We start from the raw sequence: 19,181 nt of genomic DNA, 5'->3' as shown, positions 1-19,181 counted from the left end.
TTTATTTTATCGCGCTCAGTTACCATATATTTTATATACTATTTAATTGAGCGCTTTTATGATCATCCAACACCATAACGCTGACTTGCCTACCCCAACAGGCACTATGCGCACCACTGTTTACCGCCCACAAGCCGACGGGCAATTTCCGGCGATTATTTTTTACTCTGAAATTTTCCAACAAACCGCGCCAATAGCACGCAGTGCGGCACTTTTAGCCGGCCATGGCTTTGTGGTACTGGTACCTGAGGTGTTTCATGAGCTAAATCCTATCGGTACTGTGCTGGCCTACGATGACGCGGGTAAAGACAAAGGCAACGCTGATAAATGGGCAAAACCGCTTGAGTCCCACGACAGCGACACGCAAGCCTTAATCGACTTTGCCCAAACGCAAGCCTATTGCACTGGCTCTGTGGGTTCTATGGGGGTGTGTATTGGTGGTCACTTAGCTTATCGCGCCGCGTTAAACCCAGCGATTAAAGCCGCATTTTGTTTATACGCGACCGATATTCATAGCGATACACTGCCTGCACAAGCCGGTAATAACTCGTTTGAACGCATGGCTGATATTCAAGGTGAAATTCACTTTATTTGGGGCAAGCAAGACCCTCATGTACCACAAGAAGGCCGTGCGAAAATTTATCAGCAAGTTGTGGCCACAGGCATTAACTACCAATGGCAAGAAGTAAACGCGCAACATGCGTTTATGCGCGATGAAGGGGAGCGTTACGATCCCGCCCTTGCTATTGCCATGTATCAGCAAGCAGTAGCGTTATTTAGCCGTAGTTTGTAAGCGAGTTTTAAGCTCGCACGACTAAGTTAGTTACTTTTAAGCATACCCAAAGCGGTATGCTTTTTTATAAAATAATCTTTTAAGTAATCAATAAATAAACGCAGCTTTTTAGATCCCGCACCGCCTGGTGGAAACACCCCATACAGTTCGATGTCTTTACTTTTGTAATCATCTAATACCGTTGCTAACAACCCGGCTTGCACTTTTGGCCAAGCATCATAAAGTGGAATGCGCCCAATTCCATGCCCGGCTTCAACAAAGGCTGTGCGTGCCGCGGCGTTATTAGTACTTAACCCACCCTGCATAGTTAAACTGTGCTTTTTACCGTCTTTTTGTAGGGTTAGTGTTTTACTGCCTAATTGATACACCACCCACTTATGTTCACTTAACTGCTCAGGTGTTTTAGGTTTGCCAAAATGTGCAAAGTAATCAGGCGAGCCACAAATACAGGTGCTCATGGTAGTGAGTTTAGTGGCTTGTAAATTTGAATCACTAAGCGCCACACCACGGATCGCAAAGTCAAAACCATTTTTAATAATATCAATCACTTCATCACTGAGCTGTAAATCAATATCGATTTTGGGATACTGACGTTTAAAATCATTGATTGCAGGCACTATCAATTGCATACCGACATTCACTGGGCAGCTAATTTTCAACAAACCTTGCGGCTCATTCTTAATGTTCTCAATGTGTTGATTTGCAGCATTTGCTTGCTCAGTGATCACGCGACAACGTTCATAGTAGGCAATTCCCGCCTCTGTTAACGCCATAGTACGGGTAGAGCGGCTTAATAAGGTTACTTCAAGCTGGGTTTCGAGCTTTTTTAAATGATAGCTTGCCACAGCACGGGTCAAGCCAAGCTGTTTTGCTGCCGCCGTTAAGCTGCCTTGCTCAACAATTTGTGCAAAAACCACCATGCTTTTTAGCTGTTCAAACGATACCTTCATGCCACCTCCTTAATTCAACTGCGCAATTGTATCAATTTTTAAATCAATAAAGTTAAATTTATCATCGTTGTATAAAGTTAGCTTAATGCATATAGTAATTACAGACCCGCTTAAAAATTTAATTCATCAGAAGGAATACGGTTATGGCTAAAAAAATACTTATGGTTCTTACCTCGCATGCAGAGCTTGGCGATACAGGTCATAAAACGGGCTTTTGGGTAGAAGAATTTGCCGCCCCATATTATGCATTTATTGATGCCGGTGCCGAAGTTACACTCGCATCAGTAAAAGGCGGGCAACCACCGATTGATCCAAACAGCGCGGCACCTGATGCAGCAACCGATGCTACTAAACGTTTTGATAACGACAGCGCAGCACAAACCCTGATGGCCAACACCAAAGTACTTAGTGAGGTAAATGCCAGCGATTTTGACGGCGTATTTTACCCAGGCGGTCACGGCCCTTTATGGGATTTAGTGGACAATACTGATTCAATTGCACTGATTGAAGAGTTTATTAATACAGAAAAGCCTGTAGCGGCTGTATGCCATGCAAGCGCAGTATTTTTAAATGTGAAAAACTCAGATGGCACGGCACTTGTTGCTGGTAAAAAAGTAACCGGTTTTAGCAATAGTGAAGAAGACGCTGTGCAACTGACTGACATAGTGCCATTATTAGTTGAAGACGAACTCATTAAAAAAGGTGGCGATTATCAAAAAACCGATGATTGGGGCGTATTAGCTTTGGAAGACGGCTTACTGATCACCGGCCAAAACCCTGCCAGTTCAGAGCTTGCAGCTAAAAAATTATTGACTAAGTTAGGATAACGTTACATTTTGCAAAGCCTTGCCTTCTGGGTAAGGCTTTTCATTTTAGCAGCAAGATGGGTATACTCTGGCAAACCCATTTTCAATTTAAGCTTATGTATGGCAAACCAAAAAAGTTCTTTAAGCATTCCTCCTCTGGCCAGTAAACGCTTTACAATAATTGGCATTATTTTACTGTGTACCTTACTACAAGTAATTAATAGCTTACCGGGCATAAACTTAAATGGCTTAGGTATTTATCCGCGCAGCTTAAGTGGCTTAAGCGGTATTTTCTTCGCACCTTTTTTACATGGCGGCTGGGCACATTTGATCAGTAATTTAATACCATTTGCAATACTCGCCTGGCTAGTCTGCCAATATAGTGTAAAGCGCTTTTGGGTCGTATTTATTTTCACCGCTCTGGTTGGCGGCTTGCTAGTTTGGCTATTTGGCCGCGGCAATATTCATGTTGGTTTAAGTGGCGTGCTCTATGGATTGTGGGGCTTTTTAATTTGCTATGGCATTATGCATCGCTCATTTAAAGCCATTGCAATTAGTGTGGTGGTGTTGTTTTTATATAGCGGTTTGATTTGGGGTGTACTACCTCAGCGCCCCCATGTATCGTTTGAAAGCCACTTTTTTGGTGCGCTAGCAGGCATTGTTATTGGCTATTATTTAGCGAAAAAAGATAAGAAAATGTGATGATTCAACAGCGCAGCGTTAAAGTGATCATCACCACGCCATGGTCGGTACTTTGGTCGTCACGCTCAAATTCAGGGTTGATCAAGTGACGATCATACGTGTGATAGTCACTGACCTCATAAAAGCTGTCGTCGTATTCTGTATCAAACTCACAAGATAACAAAATATAATCAAGGACAGAGCTGCTAGCACCAAAATAATGGGTAGGCGTAGGGATTAAATTTTGTGCTGTTGGTTCTTGCATACTAGTTTGTAATTTTACAAACAGCTGCCACGCATCATTTAAACAATACTTTGCAAGGTAAGTTTTACTATCAAACGCAGGGGCAAAGCGCAGTGAGTCGGTGAGTAAATGGCTCAGTACACCATCAGTTAGGTTGTTATTAAAATCCCCCATTAGCAGCATAGGGTTTTGTGACGTTTCACGGCGCTTAATCATTTCCAGCATCAATAGCGTTGCTTCACTGCCACGCTGAATAGTCGATCCCCAGCCACCCGCAATATCTGTTTTTAAGTGCGCAATAATATTCTGCTCTGGCGCTAACTGGCTGGTTTGTTCAACTTCGAGCATCGGCCGCTTAGATTTAAAATGCACCACATAACAATCTACATCGCCAATGTGCGGCATCGCGATAGTGGCTCTGAGTACTTTACGGCTAAAAGTAAAGTCAGCACTGAGGCCAATTGTTTGCGCAACGTCATTATCGTGCTCGACTGCCGCAATCTCATTGATTGCAAAGCGAGCAGCAATCGCCACCACAGGACGTTTATAAATAAACTCGTCAATCACTTGCGGCTCATCAACCACAGCAAAGTAGTGATAACCCGCTTTATGTAACAGCGTTTTTAGTGATTCAACGCTGAATACTTCTTGAAAACCAATCACATCCGGTTGATATTCAGTGAGGTAATCAACAATCCAGCGCTGCTTTTTAGCCCATTGCTCTGCGCTATAAATACGCTCAAACTCATAAAACGCATTAGGCGGTTCAAGGTAATTAAACAGGTTAAAAGTGGCTATTTTTAATTGGCTATTTGCGATTGCTACAGGCTCAATCGCTGTAGTGGTATTTGCGGTTAGTTGTGATTGCTGGTGTGGTGCGTGATTACTGATAACAAAAACCCTACCTGATTAGTCAAATCGAAAATAATGACGTAATTAACAATTACGCCAACCTAGTCATTTTTCATCCAAATTAAAACAGCCGAAGTTTACCATTGTATGTCAAAACTAGCGTTGCTCATTCACTGCAATACAACAGGTTTTAAACACACCTAAAAACCGAGCTTAATCTAAGTTCAGGTTTTTTATTATTTCATCACACGCATCTTCAATTAAATCGAGTACCTGCTCAAAACCTTGCTCACCACCATAATAAGGATCGGGAATTTCATCAATTGTAGATGAACCATAACTTAAAAACAGCGCTAGTTTGTACTGCAAATGCGCAGGACATTGCGCCATTAAGTCTGCCAAATTTTGCTTATCAGCCGCTAAAATCAAGTCAAAATATTCAAAATCATATTGCTGCACTTGGCGAGCATGGATCCCTTTAAAACTGTAACTACGTTTTAAAGCCGCAGCTTGCGAGCGTTTATCCGGTGGATTGCCACAGTGATAAGCCGCGGTCCCAGCAGAGTCAACTGCAAGGATAACGCCTTGTTGTAATGCTTTAGCACGAAGCACAGCTTCAGCCGTTGGTGAACGACAAATATTACCTAAACACACCACCAATATTTTTTTCATTGTTAAGTCCTAGTTCGCCTCATGGCACTAGCTTTACTGAAAACGCTCATTATTGCCAGCCTTGCAACCAACGTTGCTGATCTTTTAAATCCTGCCAATTTATTGTCATCGAGCGCTTTGACATCACCGCTTCAATAATACAGCTGATAACAACGCCCTCTTCATCAAACTCCATATCGGTAATCATAAAATGCTTTTCTTTATTGACGGGTGAAACGGCCGTCCATTTGCTATGCAGGAGTTTTTTTGGGGTTATTTTATTCATACAATTCCTATCTGACATCATTACGTATTCATAATCGTGATACGTAAACACCACCCACTGCGTTTACATTTAACTGAATAAAATGTGATTTTACAGCTAACTAATCACTGCTGCATAGAGGTATGAATCTGACTCGATCATCACGCAGGTTGTCTATTTTCAGGTAGTATTTACCAAGCAGGATTTAAATTTGCGGTGCTATAACGAGGAATTAAATAACCTATTACGTAAGCTGACTAAATATGTATTACAAAGTAAAAGTAGGCTTTAATTTATCACTAAAGCCTATGTGAACTAATGCAATTATTAAAATTCGTAGCTAACGCTCACCCCACCATCAGCGCGTTTTTCCTTACTATCGCTGCCTTCACCATAGCCAAGCTCAAACCGTACTCGCCAACCAGATTCATTCAAGCCACTGAATAAATAACTATAACTTAGGCCAACACCATTAGTGGTTTCATCATCAAACATTTCAACAAAGCCACAGCCGATGATAGTACCTAGAGAATCTTCGGTATCTCCACAATCAGCTTCATCATCTTGAACACCTAAAGCACCTACTACCAAGCCTAATGCATGCTTTTTATCAGCGGTCAATGCATGTTCAAAACCCACAGAAAAGCCATCATCTAAACCGAGCTTATAATTAGCATACCATCGTTGAGTACCTTCGTTAGTGGATAAAGACACTTCAGGTAAAACAAAATAGGGATAGCCTCCCCCAATTGAAAAACTAACATCGTTTGCGTTTGCGTTAAAAGAAAACGCAGATAATGCTGCTATACTACTTAAGAGAAAACCTTTTAATTTCATGTAATTTCCATTTAATGTTTATCAAGCAAATGTTAATTTACACATATTAGAAACAAAAAAACAACTAAAATTGCTTTAAAATTGAGTCATCGTAATCATCAGTATTAAGCGTGACATTAAATTGCGCCGCCACACTATCCAGCTCCGCTTGTTTAACAGCCAGTTCATCCATGGTGATGGTGTTATCGTCTAGCTGCCACAACAGTCGCGAACCGGCATAACTGTAATGGATCGCCAGTAATGCTTGCGGATCGCCCTCACGCCCGGCGGCTTTTAGTTTAGCCATTTTCCGGGTGATTTTATTAAGCGCTTGTTTTAATTCCCATACATACACCACTTCGGTCATATAATCGTGACCGCGGTATTTATTCAGCGCCCAGCCAATGCTGATACTGGTGACGATTACACCCAGTAAATTCCAATGAAAATGACTGCCACTTTCATCAGGGAACAACGCAATTAAGGTTTGCGAAATAGCTAAACTGCCAACCGCTAATGCTAAACCACAGCCGATAATAACGCGGTTTAAATGCTTACGATAACGAGCTTTATCAATTTGAATAAGTTGCATAACTGCCTAAGAAAATAAAAACCAAAATTCACAACCGCCATTGTAACCACAGCCCATAAGCAAACACGAAACTTTTTAAAAATATTTCACCCCTTTTTAATTTACCGCACGTTTTAGTGATAAATACATCATAAATGACAGAGGATTTGCTTATGCAAACAATAGATTTACCACCCACTAATCATGCTTTAAAAACATCAACGGCCATTGTTGGTGGTGCCGCCATGACCTTTGCTGCATTTGCATTTATGCAGTATTTGATAAACGGTGAGCAACGCGCGCCAAGCTTTAACGGTGACAACATCGTTGTAGAAATATTTCAAGCACCTGAAGATAGTAAAGTACAACAAAAGCAAACCCTGCCGCCGCCACCGAAAATGCAAACGCCACCTAAAGTACCGCCGCGTACGCCACCAAGTACTGATACCAATATAGTAACAACCGCAATAACGCCTGACATAAGCATTGATAAAATAGGTGGCGATATACAAGCTAATTTACAGCGCCCAACGGGGGATGCGACCCCTATCGTTCGCATAAACCCTAAATATCCGCCGATTGCCGCACGAGATGGTATTGAAGGCTGGGTGCAATTGAGCTTTAATGTATCTCAAACTGGTGAAGTAATTGATGCCCAAGTTACTAACGCAGAGCCAAAACGCATATTCGACCGTGAAGCACTGCGGGCAATAAAGCGCTGGAAATACCGCCCCAAAGTGATTGATGGCGTAGCACAAATGCAAACGGGGCAAAGTGTACAACTTGATTTTAAGTTAGACCAAACTCAGTAGCGCGAATACATACAAATAAGGGCGCCTATGCTTACAAGCTTAAAGTCATGGTTTATTAGTCAGCCAAGTGAAGATTACTTGGCTGACTACGCAAAAAGTGGCGACAACAGCCACTTAACTAAACTCGTCACCTTGTTTGGTAACGATCTGTATCATTACTTAGTTACGCAAAGTAATGAACAACTCGCCTTTGATATCAGCCAGCAAACTTGGTTAAAAGTGATTGAAAAACGCCAGTATTACCAAGCACAAAACAACCCAAAAGCCTGGCTGTTTCGCCTAGCTCGTAATGCGTTAATCGATGAGTTTCGCAAACAACAGCGTTTTGTAGAATTAGAAGACGATACCGCAATTGCAGCAACTAACACGCAGCAAAGCTTTGATTACGACGCCTTTAACCGCGCTTTAATGCAGCTCAGCTTTGTACAACGCGAAGCCCTCAGCTTGCAGCAAGAAGGCTTTTCGCTTGAAGACATACAGCAGATCACCCAAAGCAATCATGAAACCGTAAAAACGCGGCTACGTTATGCAAAACAAAACTTAAAAACACTATTAGGAGGCTACCATGAACAAGCATAACGAACAGTTTGAGCAGCAACTTAACCAGCACTTTAGCGAACGCAAAAAACGCCACACACTCAGTGCAGAGCAACGCGCAGAGCTAACGCAAGCACAACGTACAGAGCCAAATAAAAAGCCAACCCGCTTTTTACTCCCTCTACAAATGACCGGCCTCGCCTGCGCTTTAGCGGTACTGGGCTTTACCGTGTTTACCACAACAGATATCACCACAGAGCAGCACGACTCACTGAACAACACCTTTGCCGCACAGCAAAAAAATTACCACTTTATTGAGGTTCACCAAGTAGATAATGCGGGCAGTTATACAAGTGAGGTAACCCGCCAAAAACAACAACTCGACGACAAACTCGCCGCCGACCTGCGCCTACATCAACAGCGCTATATTGAATACGGGCAATTAGTTAACGTTGATAACGACTGGTTCATCGCCAGCTGTCACAGCGAAGTACTCATTCAAATAAAAGACTCATTATTGAATAGCTTAAAAACCAAACACGCCGTAGAGAGCAACATTATGAAAGGCGACATGCTCGCCATGGCCCACAACAGCCAAGGCCAGATTATCGCGCTTAAGCATGCGGGAGATGGGGTAAAGGTGTGTAGGGGGTAGGTATTAAGGAGATTTAATGAAAAAAAGAGCAAAACCAACCACACAAAAATTTCTCTTAAAAGCAACCGCCTAGGTTTAATTAAAAGAAATGTATTAGTCAACTATTGTTTCTAATATCTTCTTCTAAATCTTTTATCAAGTGCCGAACTCTTTTGGTGAATAGTGAATGAACAATATCATTACTAAGTGTTTTAATAACCTCTACATCCATATAGTTTGATAATAACTCCTTCTTTTCAGATAACGAATATCCATCAAAGTTAATAATATACTTATGATTTTTAATAACATCTCTGGAGCACTCTTTATAAGCTTTAGAAAACTTCTTTGGAATAATAATTGCGTTTAATTTGGTCTGTTTAAGCAAAGTCTTTACAGTCGCATCTAGTTTGTAAAGGATTGTCTCATCTTCCATTTGAGAGTAATAAAATAGCCACCCCCTACGCTTACCCTCGTAGATACAACCCGTAATTCTTAAATTTAACTTATTTTCAGTTATGTATGATTTGGCATTTTTTACATATTTATGAGCATTAATAATTTTAGCTAGTGAATTTTCAATTCTCCAAATAGATTCTTTTTTAACTGTCAGTTTTCGTTTTTCAATCCAATAACCTAAGAAATCGAAACTTTTATCTAAATTATCAATTATAGTTTTGCTACCAATTTCATCGTAAGGGTGACACTCTAATTCCAGTGTATCGAAATCACTTATAACACTATTTAAAAGCTGTAGAGGCATCTCACCTTCAGAAAAGATTAAAATATCATCAACATAGCGATTGTAAGAAGTTTTTGCTAGTTTTATATAGGTATTATCAATCTCACTGACATACATTTCAGCCAATATATTTGATATTGAGAGCCCTTGAGGTACGCCACACACATTTACTTTTTTTCCTGTAGGGTTTACCAGAGCTTTGTTAATTAAGTCACGGGCTTCCTTGCTTTTTATTTTATTGAAAGCTTTATTTAAGAGTAATTCATGCCTAATACTAGGATAGAAATTTTTTATATCTATTTTTATGAATGATTTAAAGTTAGGATTCTTAACGTCATTTTTTATCTTATCTAACATTATCTGGGGAATGAGGGAACTGGAGTTTTCAGGGAAAATATCTTGCAGAAATAAATGCAATGCTTTTAAAACCAATCGATCTCTTACTGTCGGTATAGAAATCACCCTTGGATATTTTTCAACCCCTTTTGAAATTAGTTTTTCCTTATACCTACTGAACTTATACCCTCCAGCGTATACTTTTTTAAGTATTAAATTAATTTCAGCCATAAAGTCATATCTATCATTTGCACTAATACCATCAACACCAGTTGACGGAGTGAAATGAATGTAACTCAGGTAAATATCTTTTAGGCTTTGTTCATTAAACCTTGATTTAAATAAATCATAATCGCTCATAGCATCACCACAAAAAGAATAGGCAAAGCATAAGCTAATACTATTAGTGAAGTCCGAATGCAAAGATAAAAATAAAGCCTAAAAACTTCAGTTATAGATAGTTTCCTACTGCAGTTTTTATCTGCATCAAAATAGATAAAATAAAACAAATCAAAAGATATATGATTCTCTACTGAATCGAGAAGTTCTAGGTAATAATCTTGAATCTCTAAAAAGTTATTTTTTGATTCGCACAAGCTAAGTTCAGTTGATAAACCTTGCATTGTAATATAGTTTTTCTTTAGCTCCTCATATCTTGTCTTTAAATTTAATTGGGGAATAAACAGTGAAAGAGTAAAGACCGAACCTGTTGTTAGAACCATAACTATATCTGTACTTTCACTAAAAAAATGAGGCTCTTTAATAAGATATATAGAAAAAGAAAAGGTAAGAAATGAGTACCAAACTAAAATTAAACTTGAATGGAAATAATTAGACAAAAGCCTCTCTGAGGCTCTAATTCTACACTTTCGAGTAAACCATATCTGATTTCTCAAAGCACCTATGCTTTTAGTTAATTCTGTACTTTCCATATTTGACATAACTCCATGAATAAAAGCTCAAGATGGGTGTAGATACTTTTAGATAACACGTCAATAAACATGACATTTTGGATAAACCAAACACGTTAGTGTAGAGATTAGATTTGCCCACACGGATAACATGTGAACCTTGTTTTAAAATAAAACAAATTGAAGCAATTATTTTGACCTCAATCCCACCAAGAGCTGATTTATCATAGTGGAAAAAATTCACTACATCAACAATATAGATAACACAATTTGAGGAAAAGGTCCTGCATCTAGCTAAACCCAAACTCCAAACTCCAATCTCACGTTTAACACCCTTCCCCGTCATCACGGCCTGAAAATAACTAATTGATGAGTAATATCGCGCATGGCAGGATTTTGTTCCCGACAAATCCTAAGTACCTACATCCATGTAGGCAATGCGCGACAAGGCGAAACTAGGCCATGGGTGAAAAGCTAAAGTATCCCCAAAATTAGCCTTTATATATCAATGAACTAATAGTGTTAAAAAATATGGGTAGTGAGGGAACATTCATGGTGTTTTGTGATCTTATGAATCGCTTAAAAACAACAGAACTAAACACCATGAATGCGTCTACTATTTTGCACAATATGCTCCGCGCTGTCACCCCTAACTCTATTCATAAAGCCAGATTTAATACTCTAGTCGCTGCCGTTAAATCTCTTTTGCACTGTCAGCAATGCACCTTGACATCTATTGGTCGCAATTTGGATTCAAAAACAACTGAAAAACATGATATTAAGCGTATTGATCGACTACTCAATAACCACGAGCTTTTGCGTGAATCGACATCGGTTTATGTTCGCTTAAGCCGTTTTGTGGTCACTGAAAAGCATCCCGTCATATTGGTTGATTGGAGTCATGCAGATACACAAACCAAATACTGTATTCTGCGTGCTAGCATTGTCAGTGAAGGTCGCTCTTTGACCTTATACCAGGAAAGTGCATTCAGCTTTCAATATCATTGCCCAAAAGTACAAAAACGGTTCTTAAAGATGCTCAAACTGATCTTGCCGAGTGATTGCCGCCCCGTCATTGTGACGGATGCGGGCTTTAAAGTTCCCTGGCTCAAAGCCGTGCGGAACAATAGCTGGCATTATATCAGCCGGGTTCGAGGTACGGCACACTTGAAAACGCAGGACAGCGATGAGTTTATTCCATGCCAGTCACTATTCAAGAACAATCAACGTAAGAGCCGGTATCTTGGCGCGACCGAGCTGACCAAAAGTGCAAAATATCAAACGCATGCAGTGTTGGTTGGCAAGGGACATAAGTTATTAAAAAGAGATAAAGAACGCGGTTATAAAGAGCCTTGGCTACTCGTTTCTTCACTTCCAAAAAGGCACCATTTTCTCGAAAAAGTGCTCAAGCTATATGGTATGAGAATGCAGATAGAGGCAGGGTTTCGAGATCAAAAAAGTGTTAGATTCGGCTTAGGCTCAGATCTGCACAGAACGAACAAACTCAATCGATTAGACATACTTTTACTGCTCGCAACTCTGGTTCATTGGTTCTCAATGATGCTGGGGGCAGTGATAGACAAAGCAGGAAAGACAGGCGCTTTTCAAGCTAATTCAACCAAAAAAAGACGAGTAGTGTCATGGGCATTTGTTGGGCTGCGATACTTCAAAAAACAGTCCATTAAACTGCGACGGCGAGATTATTTGGCAGGACTAGCCTATTTCGTACAGGTGGTAGTGCAACTCGATTGGAAAAATATGGATGTGAGTGATGTAATTGAAATTTAATAATTATTTTTGGGGATCCCTTAGGTTTCTAATGTAGGTCGCGGATTTATCCCGACAAAAATTGAATACAGTGTTAGCGAGTTTAAAAACAATACTAGCAACCATGCTAATATCAATTTTGGGCTAAAGCCCAACCTACAATATAAAGTGGCTAGGTTCTAGGAAGTGACTAGGTACTAGGATTGTTCCGTAGCTCAGCGCCTACGGTGGTTAACCCTAACATTGGTGTTAAATCATTCGTGGCTAGAGCCAGCTCCTACTTCCAATATTTAACCTCTGTGTAGCGAAGCGCCTCTTTGCCCTCCGTGGTGTAATTCACTTTTTCACCCTAAAGGGCGACCTACAATATAAAGTGGCTAGGTTCTAGGAAGTGACTAGGTGCTAGGATTGTTCCGTAGCTCGTCGCCCGCCGCACGAAGCCTCGCACGCCAGCGAGCTCAGCGCCTACACTCCAGCGCGAAGTTTTCCTGTCATTTACCTTATATTTCACGTAGGTAGTCGCACTTTAGTGAAAGTTAATAACAATTTAACCTTGAACACGCTACTCTATTTACATCGTGTTTAAAAAATTGGAGTTACCATGAAAAAGTCTTTTTGTAGCAGCTTAATCATCAGCCTTATAAGCTTAACCAGCTTACAAGCATGTGCGCAGCAGCCGGAACAAGAAATCCCTGTCGCTAAAAGTGCTGATAAGTATCAGCTTGAATTAGTTGCTAAAGGAATAAACATTCCTTGGGGAATGGCGTGGCTTAACGAGCAAGATTTATTGGTAACAGACCGCGCTGGTGAACTTAGGCTTATTCGTGATGGCAAACTGCTAGAGCAAACTATTAACGGTGTGCCTAAAGTACATGCTGAGGGTCAAGGCGGCTTATTAGATATCGAGCTTGATCCTAATTTTAAAGACAATGGCTGGATCTACTTTTCTTACTCAGGCTATGAAGGTGATGAAGAGGGTTATAATACCTCAATCATGCGTGCTAAGTTAAAAGACATGACGCTAACCGATACACAGTTGTTGTTTGATGGTGCGCCAAACACTACAACCACCAAACATTACGGCTCACGGATTGAGTTTGATAAAGACGGCTATTTATATTTTTCGATTGGCGACCGTGGCGAGCGTGATGTACACCCACAAAGCTTAGAATATGACGCTGGTAAGATTCATCGTATTAATAGCGATGGCTCAATCCCTGAGTCAAACCCATTTGTAAACCAGCTAAATGCACGTAAGAGCATTTACTCTTACGGCCATAGAAACCCGCAAGGCATGGCGATGCACCCAGAAACGGGCATCATTTGGAGTCATGAACACGGTCCTCGCGGTGGTGATGAAATCAATATTATTAAAGCGGGTGCAAACTACGGCTGGCCAGAAGTAACCCATGGCATCAATTACATTGGTACCAAAATTACTGATGAAACAAGCCGTGAAGGTATGCAACAACCCGATTGGGTGTGGGTGCCGTCTATCGCCCCTTCTGGGATGGAGTTTGTTACAAGCAGCAAATACCCGCAGTGGCAAGGTCATGTGCTTGTTGGCGCAATGAAGTTTGCACACTTAGTATTGGTTGAACTTGATGGTAATAAAGTAACGGGTCACAGCAAGCTATTTGAAGGTGCTGGCCGCGTGCGCAGTATTGCCACTCACCCTAACGGTGATATATACCTTGGTATTGATGGTATGGGAATTTACCGCATCGTACCCAATAGTAAAATCTAACGATTAATACACGCAATGTGATGAAGCCCTCTAATTGAGGGCTTTTTGCATTTTAAGGTGGTTTGGGCGTATTACTGCGGCCCTGTACCGCCATCAACTTGACTGCCTAAGCTACTGGCATTGTCTAAACTGTATGGGTATAACTGGATATCATTAAAGATATTTGCACCGCTATCGCGATACTGATCGGTTGCTGACACACCTGTATACACATTACCTGAGGCACTAAAGTAACCTGAGCCTTGGTTCCAATGTGGTTTTGCACTGTTTTCAAAGTAGTTATTTTCTACCAGTACTTCAGCACCATTACCTGCACTAATTGCGAAGTAAGTAATGTTTTTCCAATAGTTATTAAACATATGCACGCGTGAATTATAACCATCTATTTTAGGGTTACGACCTGCTGCAGTGTCCCAAAAATTGTGATGTGCTGTAACTTGTGAGTTTTGGAATAAATGCGTATACCAATGTTGGTTAGCGCACACTTGTGGATTATAACCATAAAAACGGTTCCAGCTTAAGGTGACATTTTGGCTATTGCCAATATCAATATAGCCATCACTGATTTTATTAAATGCCATATGGTCAATCCAGATGTGGCTACTGTCGTCAACAGAAATAGCATCTCCAGCTTCAACTAACGCGGGGTTAATGTCTTCAAGTAAAATATTACGAATTATAATATTACGTTGATTGCTGATCACTAAACTCGCGCCGATGATTTTTGAGTTTGCTCCTAATCCCTCAAGGGTTTTATTTGAGCGTACAATTAAACGAGAGTCATTGCGTGTGACATTAACCGTGTTGTTTGAGCTGCTACCTAATTCGCTGCAACTTTGACTGCCAACTGGTACGCGATACCAGGTTTTTCCGTTATCGCCCCATGTAGCGCAATCAAGCGGACACGCTGCAACAGTACGATTTGCCGTGTGGCAGTTAATGGTTGTATTGTTAGGAACTTGAATAACCGCAGTCGAATTTGAGTTTAATGCGGCTGTAAGCGCACTACAGCTAGTAACTATTGTTGGCGATACATTACCGCCGCCCGTGGTGGTTGCAAGGCCATCGCTGCCTGGTTGCGCTGCAAAACCAATTAACTCGCTTGAAGTTTGGCCACCACCGCTGCTGCTACCGCAACTACCTGAAACTGGGTTGATATACCAACGCTGCGAACTGCCACCCGCATCATCATTTTGATAAACATTCGCGCCGTTTTGCGAACCAGCCACAGTTAATGACTTTTGCGTAAGTTTATTCACGATGTTAAAGCCACCCGATGAAGACGCTTTTAGTTGCCAGCGTTGATTGTCACCTTGCCAATCGTCATACACCACAATATTTGCGCCGTTAGACTGCGACGAGTTGAGTACATCAAGTACTTGGTTATTATGCTGTGCACGAATAGTCCAATAACCGTCACTCACCTTGGTTAAGGCAAACTGCTGGTTTGCACCACCCCAATATTGATAGCTAATTACATCCGGTGCACCACTGCTATCAGAGGTGTTAACGTCTAATGCCAAGTTAGAACCACGGTTGATAACAGAGTAAACCCCGCCAGATGTGGGCATAGTTGTACAGCTTTCTGCCAATGTAGCAAAGCTACAGGCAGATAGCAGAAGTAAAAATAAACTCTTTTGCCATTGTATCAGTGTTGTCATAACGCTCATTCTGTTGCTCCAATTTATGCCATTCCTTGAATGGTGTTGTGTTAACGCAAAGCCAGTACTTAAGTACCATAAATTAAAAAATTATCGTTTGCGTCCCTCATACTAAGATCATTTGTATTACAAATAAAGACAAATGTTAAATTAAGGTAAAAATATTTTGTAATCGCTTTAATTATGATTAAACGAAGAGACTGACTCATTTAAATATTCGCAAGCCGTAAAGGTAAACATTTATATATCAACCACTTATGTTTTTATATACTATTTTAACGACATGGCTGAGCCATAGTGCAGTACTCCAACGATTAATAAGCATGACAAAAAGTCGCTTTTTTCCAATTATTTTGCTTTATCAATAGGCAAACTAAGTATTAGTTTTTTATCTACTAGGAACGATCATGAAAAGAGCAAATTACTTTAATATCGAACCCGAGTTAATGACCTACTTGATTGATCAAGAAGCACTGATCAAACAAAAAGTCGAGGCAAGCTTTGGGGTGACAATTTGGGAGCTGGTAAAATTAAAAGCGTCACAATTAAATCAATGTGCTTATTGTTTGGCAATGCATAGCGCACAAGCGTTAGATTATGGGGAGAACATTAATCGCATCATTGCCCTCAGTGCATGGCAAGATACGCCGCTTTATAACGACAAAGAGCGTGCCGCATTAGCGCTTTGCGAGAAGTTGACATTGTCGCAGAGCATTGATGATGACTTTTATCTTGCGCTTGCCGAGTTATTTGATCAACGAAGTTTAGTTACCCTAACCGTGGCTATTAATGCTATAAATAGTTGGAATCGTATAGTCAAAATGTTTAAACCTACAGTCGAGTTTAATGAACGATAAATTATTACTTGAGCTTGATACCCAAACTACCTCAAGATGCAGAATTCAGCGTTTCACAGGCGCTTAATATCAAGGCGTTACTTTGCAAGAATGGCAGTCCCTTTTAAGAAGTAACAACGATGAGAGTAAGTGCCTGTGAAACGCCCAAGGGGTTGGTTTAAAAACAATTTATACTGCGTTATTGATTTTAACAATAGAACTACTATTACTTGCAATCAATGCCTTGCCTAAATCGCTTTTAACTCCAACTGAAACTCGTATCTTGAGGTGGTTTGGGTATACACCCCTACGGGCGGTATAGCCGATTATGTGCAAGCAATTTGGTTTGCTAATGCTCAATTTTCAGGAGAGAGTTGGCTTCCCTGCGATGGCGCGAAAGGCGTTATATTTTTAATTTCTGGACAGCTTAATTTAGCTGGCAGAGCATTACAGCCTCCCTACTTTATGCAAACCATATCAACCCAGTCAGAAAAAGTAACGTTTACTGCAGGTACCGTTTTTTGTGGGATCAGGTTTAAACCAGCGGGGCTTGCTCACTTACAAAAGGTTAATCATTCACTTGTTGCGCCTGCAACCTTAACGGGTATTGCACAGGCGCTTGCTCAACACGCTAATTTAGATTCATTTATTGATTTGTTGTCGGCGCATCTCAATGCACCAAAAATACACCATCAGGCTATTGAGCACACACAAAAGCTGATCCATAAAATAATCAATCTTACCCCACTCAATACAGCCTACGACCATAGCCCAAAAGGCAAGAGGCAGTTAGAGCGTTACGTTAAAAACACCTGTGACATCACCGCCAAGCACTTAGCGCGCATTTACAGAGTTAGGCAGGCGAAACAACTTATAAAAGACCACCCACAGCTAAGCTTGGCACAACTCGCCCTTGAGTGCGGGTTTGCCGATCAATCTCACCTAAACAATGAGTTCAACGCCATTTTGCAAATAACCCCAGCCAAATATAAAAAGTTAATTCAGCAATAAAAAAGCCTGCTAAATTTGCAGGCTTTCTCGTTAACTTTACTCTCGTTAACTTTACTCTCGTTAACTTTACTCTCGTTAACTTTACTCTCGCTAACTTTACTCTCGCTAACTTTACTCTCGCTAACTTTACTCTCGCTAACTTTACTCTCGCTAACTCTTTACAGCACAATAATGCTCGTAACTAGGTAAGCTACAAAGGTTAAGCCACCAGCGAATAATGCATAGGGCATTTGCGTTTTAACGTGAGTAAGTAAGTCACAGCCCGAGGCAATGGCTGATACTGCACTGGTATCTGATATTGGCGAGCAATGATCGCCAAATACGCCGCCACCTAAAATAGCTGCAATCACTAAAGATGGTGGTAAACCCAGCGCTTGAATTAATGGCACGCCAATCGGGATTAAAATAGCAAATGTGCCCCACGATGTCCCTGTGGTAAAAGAGATCACTGCACCGGTTACAAACAACACTGGCACCACTAAGTAAATAGGTAAGTAATCACCCACTAATCCTGCTACAAATACACCTGTGCCTAAGTCTTTTAAGCTAGCACCAAGGGTTAATGAAAGTAATACAATCGCCACTAATGGTAAAAGCTCACCCATGCCTTTAAAACCGATATCAACCAATTTATGGTGCGTAAATTGACGAGAGCTTACCATTAATAAGTAAGCGACAACACAAGCTAAAATAGTGGCGTACAATACTGACTTAGAGCCGCTGCCGCTGGCAATATCACCATCGCCCGACCAATACATAAAGCCAACCATGCTGCCAATTAAAGTAGTAAGCGGCACTAACATATAACGCGCTTTGGTGCCTTTTACTTCTTCTTGCAGCTCCGTTTTTTGATGCTCTAGTTGTTCCTCAGCCTTTTTAAGCGGGCCGTGCACTTTATCAAATGAGATGGTATAAAACACAATCAACAAGGTAATGATTGCGTAGAAGTTATAACCGATGCTGCCCCATAACACTGAGACTGCCGATTCAGACATTTCATAGTTACCTAATAAGCCAAGTACGTACGCACCCCAACCGTTAAGTAAAATTAAGATACATACTGGCGCACTGGTACTATCGATAATGTAGGCTAGCCGCGCGCGGCTCATTTTAAACTTATCGAATAAACCACGGGATAAAATCCCCGCAGTCAATACACTTAAGTTAGATTCAATAAATACCGCAATACCCGAGAACATGGTTAAATAGCCCACTTGGCGTTTACTTTTTGCTACGCCTTTGTTCATCAACATATTAACAGTCGCTGCAACACCACCCGATTCACGAATGTAGGCAAGCAACGCACCAATCAAGATACTAAAAATGAGGATACGACTATTTCCCGGTGAGCTTGCGACACTCACTACGCGTTCAATGGTATTTATGAACGTATTAAACAGCGTGTTGCCATCACCTTGCAGTGCTAACAAAAACTCAGAAGAAGCAACTGCGACAAGTAGCGCCATTATTACTTCTTTACGCCAAAATACGATCAATATCGCTATCAACGGCGGTAAAATTGAATACCAAGACATACAATGACCTTTTTAGTAGCGAC

Annotated in this window: 21 protein-coding genes; 10 read left to right on the top strand and 11 right to left on the bottom strand. The window is 40.9% G+C overall.

What is annotated here, in order from left to right; translation table 11 throughout:
• Positions 1-58: 58 nt before the first annotated feature.
• On the top strand, positions 59-793 hold the full coding sequence (locus tag NDQ71_RS17050) for a dienelactone hydrolase family protein (protein ID WP_192540471.1): 735 nt from the start codon (positions 59-61) through the stop codon (positions 791-793).
• A gap of 26 nt (positions 794-819) precedes the next feature.
• Here the strand turns inward: NDQ71_RS17050 and NDQ71_RS17045 are convergent, their stop codons facing one another.
• On the bottom strand, positions 820-1,743 hold the full coding sequence (locus NDQ71_RS17045; protein WP_192540472.1) for a LysR family transcriptional regulator: 924 nt from the start codon (positions 1,741-1,743) through the stop codon (positions 820-822).
• Positions 1,744-1,886: 143 nt separating this feature from the next.
• On the opposite strand from NDQ71_RS17045, the gene NDQ71_RS17040 reads away from it, so the two are divergent.
• Positions 1,887-2,570 carry a type 1 glutamine amidotransferase domain-containing protein gene (locus tag NDQ71_RS17040; protein ID WP_192540473.1) on the top strand — a complete coding sequence of 228 codons (684 nt, stop codon included), beginning with the start codon at positions 1,887-1,889 and terminating at the stop codon, positions 2,568-2,570.
• A gap of 99 nt (positions 2,571-2,669) precedes the next feature.
• Positions 2,670-3,251 (top strand): rhomboid family intramembrane serine protease, encoded by a 582-nt coding sequence (locus NDQ71_RS17035; protein ID WP_301561915.1) that lies wholly within the window; start codon positions 2,670-2,672, stop codon positions 3,249-3,251.
• A gap of 4 nt (positions 3,252-3,255) precedes the next feature.
• Here NDQ71_RS17035 and NDQ71_RS17030 read toward each other — a convergent pair whose 3' ends face one another.
• The 5 genes from NDQ71_RS17030 to NDQ71_RS17010 form a co-directional block, all read right to left on the bottom strand.
• Positions 3,256-4,257, bottom strand: a complete 1,002-nt coding sequence (locus NDQ71_RS17030; protein ID WP_301562685.1) for an endonuclease/exonuclease/phosphatase family protein — start codon at positions 4,255-4,257, stop codon at positions 3,256-3,258.
• Between the two features lie 282 nt (positions 4,258-4,539).
• Positions 4,540-4,998, bottom strand: a complete 459-nt coding sequence (locus NDQ71_RS17025) for a low molecular weight protein-tyrosine-phosphatase (RefSeq protein WP_301561914.1) — start codon at positions 4,996-4,998, stop codon at positions 4,540-4,542.
• 49 nt (positions 4,999-5,047) lie between these two features.
• Positions 5,048-5,263, bottom strand: a complete 216-nt coding sequence (locus NDQ71_RS17020) for a TIGR02450 family Trp-rich protein (protein WP_301561913.1) — start codon at positions 5,261-5,263, stop codon at positions 5,048-5,050.
• 306 nt (positions 5,264-5,569) lie between these two features.
• On the bottom strand, positions 5,570-6,079 hold the full coding sequence (locus NDQ71_RS17015) for a hypothetical protein (protein ID WP_192540478.1): 510 nt from the start codon (positions 6,077-6,079) through the stop codon (positions 5,570-5,572).
• 64 nt (positions 6,080-6,143) lie between these two features.
• Positions 6,144-6,650, bottom strand: coding sequence for a DUF3087 domain-containing protein (locus NDQ71_RS17010; protein WP_301561912.1), 507 nt, complete (start codon positions 6,648-6,650; stop codon positions 6,144-6,146).
• A 152-nt stretch (positions 6,651-6,802) separates the two neighbouring features.
• On the opposite strand from NDQ71_RS17010, the gene NDQ71_RS17005 reads away from it, so the two are divergent.
• Genes NDQ71_RS17005 through NDQ71_RS16995 form a run of 3 tightly spaced genes read left to right on the top strand, consistent with a single transcriptional unit; the run spans position 6,803 to position 8,633 of the window.
• The gene (locus NDQ71_RS17005; protein WP_301561911.1) at positions 6,803-7,441 is read left to right on the top strand and encodes an energy transducer TonB; all 639 of its coding nucleotides are present in this window, start codon (positions 6,803-6,805) and stop codon (positions 7,439-7,441) included.
• Positions 7,442-7,468: 27 nt separating this feature from the next.
• Entirely contained in the window at positions 7,469-8,020 is a 552-nt protein-coding gene (locus NDQ71_RS17000; protein WP_301561910.1) for an RNA polymerase sigma factor, read from the top strand.
• Entirely contained in the window at positions 8,007-8,633 is a 627-nt protein-coding gene (locus tag NDQ71_RS16995; RefSeq protein ID WP_301561909.1) for a hypothetical protein, read from the top strand. Before NDQ71_RS17000 ends, NDQ71_RS16995 begins: the two co-directional genes overlap by 14 nt.
• Before the next feature lie 97 nt (positions 8,634-8,730).
• On the opposite strand, the gene NDQ71_RS16990 is transcribed toward NDQ71_RS16995, so the two are convergent.
• Together NDQ71_RS16990 and NDQ71_RS16985 are read right to left on the bottom strand one after the other, a co-directional pair.
• Positions 8,731-10,050: a reverse transcriptase domain-containing protein gene (locus tag NDQ71_RS16990; RefSeq protein ID WP_301561908.1), complete on the bottom strand. Its 1,320-nt coding sequence runs from the start codon at positions 10,048-10,050 to the stop codon at positions 8,731-8,733.
• Complete coding sequence (locus tag NDQ71_RS16985) at positions 10,047-10,622, bottom strand: SLATT domain-containing protein (RefSeq protein ID WP_179959175.1); 576 nt, start codon at positions 10,620-10,622, stop codon at positions 10,047-10,049. Before NDQ71_RS16985 ends, NDQ71_RS16990 begins: the two co-directional genes overlap by 4 nt.
• A 549-nt stretch (positions 10,623-11,171) precedes the next feature.
• On the opposite strand from NDQ71_RS16985, the gene NDQ71_RS16980 reads away from it, so the two are divergent.
• Positions 11,172-12,389: an IS4 family transposase gene (locus tag NDQ71_RS16980; protein WP_301562684.1), complete on the top strand. Its 1,218-nt coding sequence runs from the start codon at positions 11,172-11,174 to the stop codon at positions 12,387-12,389.
• A 580-nt stretch (positions 12,390-12,969) separates the two neighbouring features.
• Positions 12,970-14,115 carry a PQQ-dependent sugar dehydrogenase gene (locus tag NDQ71_RS16975; RefSeq protein ID WP_301561907.1) on the top strand — a complete coding sequence of 382 codons (1,146 nt, stop codon included), beginning with the start codon at positions 12,970-12,972 and terminating at the stop codon, positions 14,113-14,115.
• Between the two features lie 71 nt (positions 14,116-14,186).
• On the opposite strand, the gene NDQ71_RS16970 is transcribed toward NDQ71_RS16975, so the two are convergent.
• Positions 14,187-15,776: an RICIN domain-containing protein gene (locus tag NDQ71_RS16970; RefSeq protein ID WP_301561906.1), complete on the bottom strand. Its 1,590-nt coding sequence runs from the start codon at positions 15,774-15,776 to the stop codon at positions 14,187-14,189.
• A 407-nt stretch (positions 15,777-16,183) separates the two neighbouring features.
• Between NDQ71_RS16970 and NDQ71_RS16965 the strand changes: the two genes are divergently transcribed.
• Positions 16,184-16,633 carry a carboxymuconolactone decarboxylase family protein gene (locus tag NDQ71_RS16965; RefSeq protein WP_301561905.1) on the top strand — a complete coding sequence of 150 codons (450 nt, stop codon included), beginning with the start codon at positions 16,184-16,186 and terminating at the stop codon, positions 16,631-16,633.
• 267 nt (positions 16,634-16,900) lie between these two features.
• Positions 16,901-17,623 carry a helix-turn-helix domain-containing protein gene (locus NDQ71_RS16960; protein ID WP_301561904.1) on the top strand — a complete coding sequence of 241 codons (723 nt, stop codon included), beginning with the start codon at positions 16,901-16,903 and terminating at the stop codon, positions 17,621-17,623.
• Here the strand turns inward: NDQ71_RS16960 and NDQ71_RS24435 are convergent.
• On the bottom strand, positions 17,568-17,792 hold the full coding sequence (locus tag NDQ71_RS24435) for a pentapeptide repeat-containing protein (protein ID WP_367318004.1): 225 nt from the start codon (positions 17,790-17,792) through the stop codon (positions 17,568-17,570). The two genes, NDQ71_RS16960 and NDQ71_RS24435, sit on opposite strands and share 56 nt — an antisense overlap.
• The gene (locus tag NDQ71_RS16955; protein WP_301561903.1) at positions 17,782-19,158 is read right to left on the bottom strand and encodes a Na+/H+ antiporter NhaC family protein; all 1,377 of its coding nucleotides are present in this window, start codon (positions 19,156-19,158) and stop codon (positions 17,782-17,784) included. The genes NDQ71_RS24435 and NDQ71_RS16955 overlap by 11 nt, the downstream gene beginning before the upstream one ends.
• Between the last annotated feature and the right edge of the window lie 23 nt (positions 19,159-19,181).

This window comes from Pseudoalteromonas sp. KG3 (genome assembly GCF_030436385.1).
GTDB lineage: Bacteria > Pseudomonadota > Gammaproteobacteria > Enterobacterales > Alteromonadaceae > Pseudoalteromonas > Pseudoalteromonas prydzensis.
This window is presented reverse-complemented; position numbering and strand designations above follow the sequence as displayed.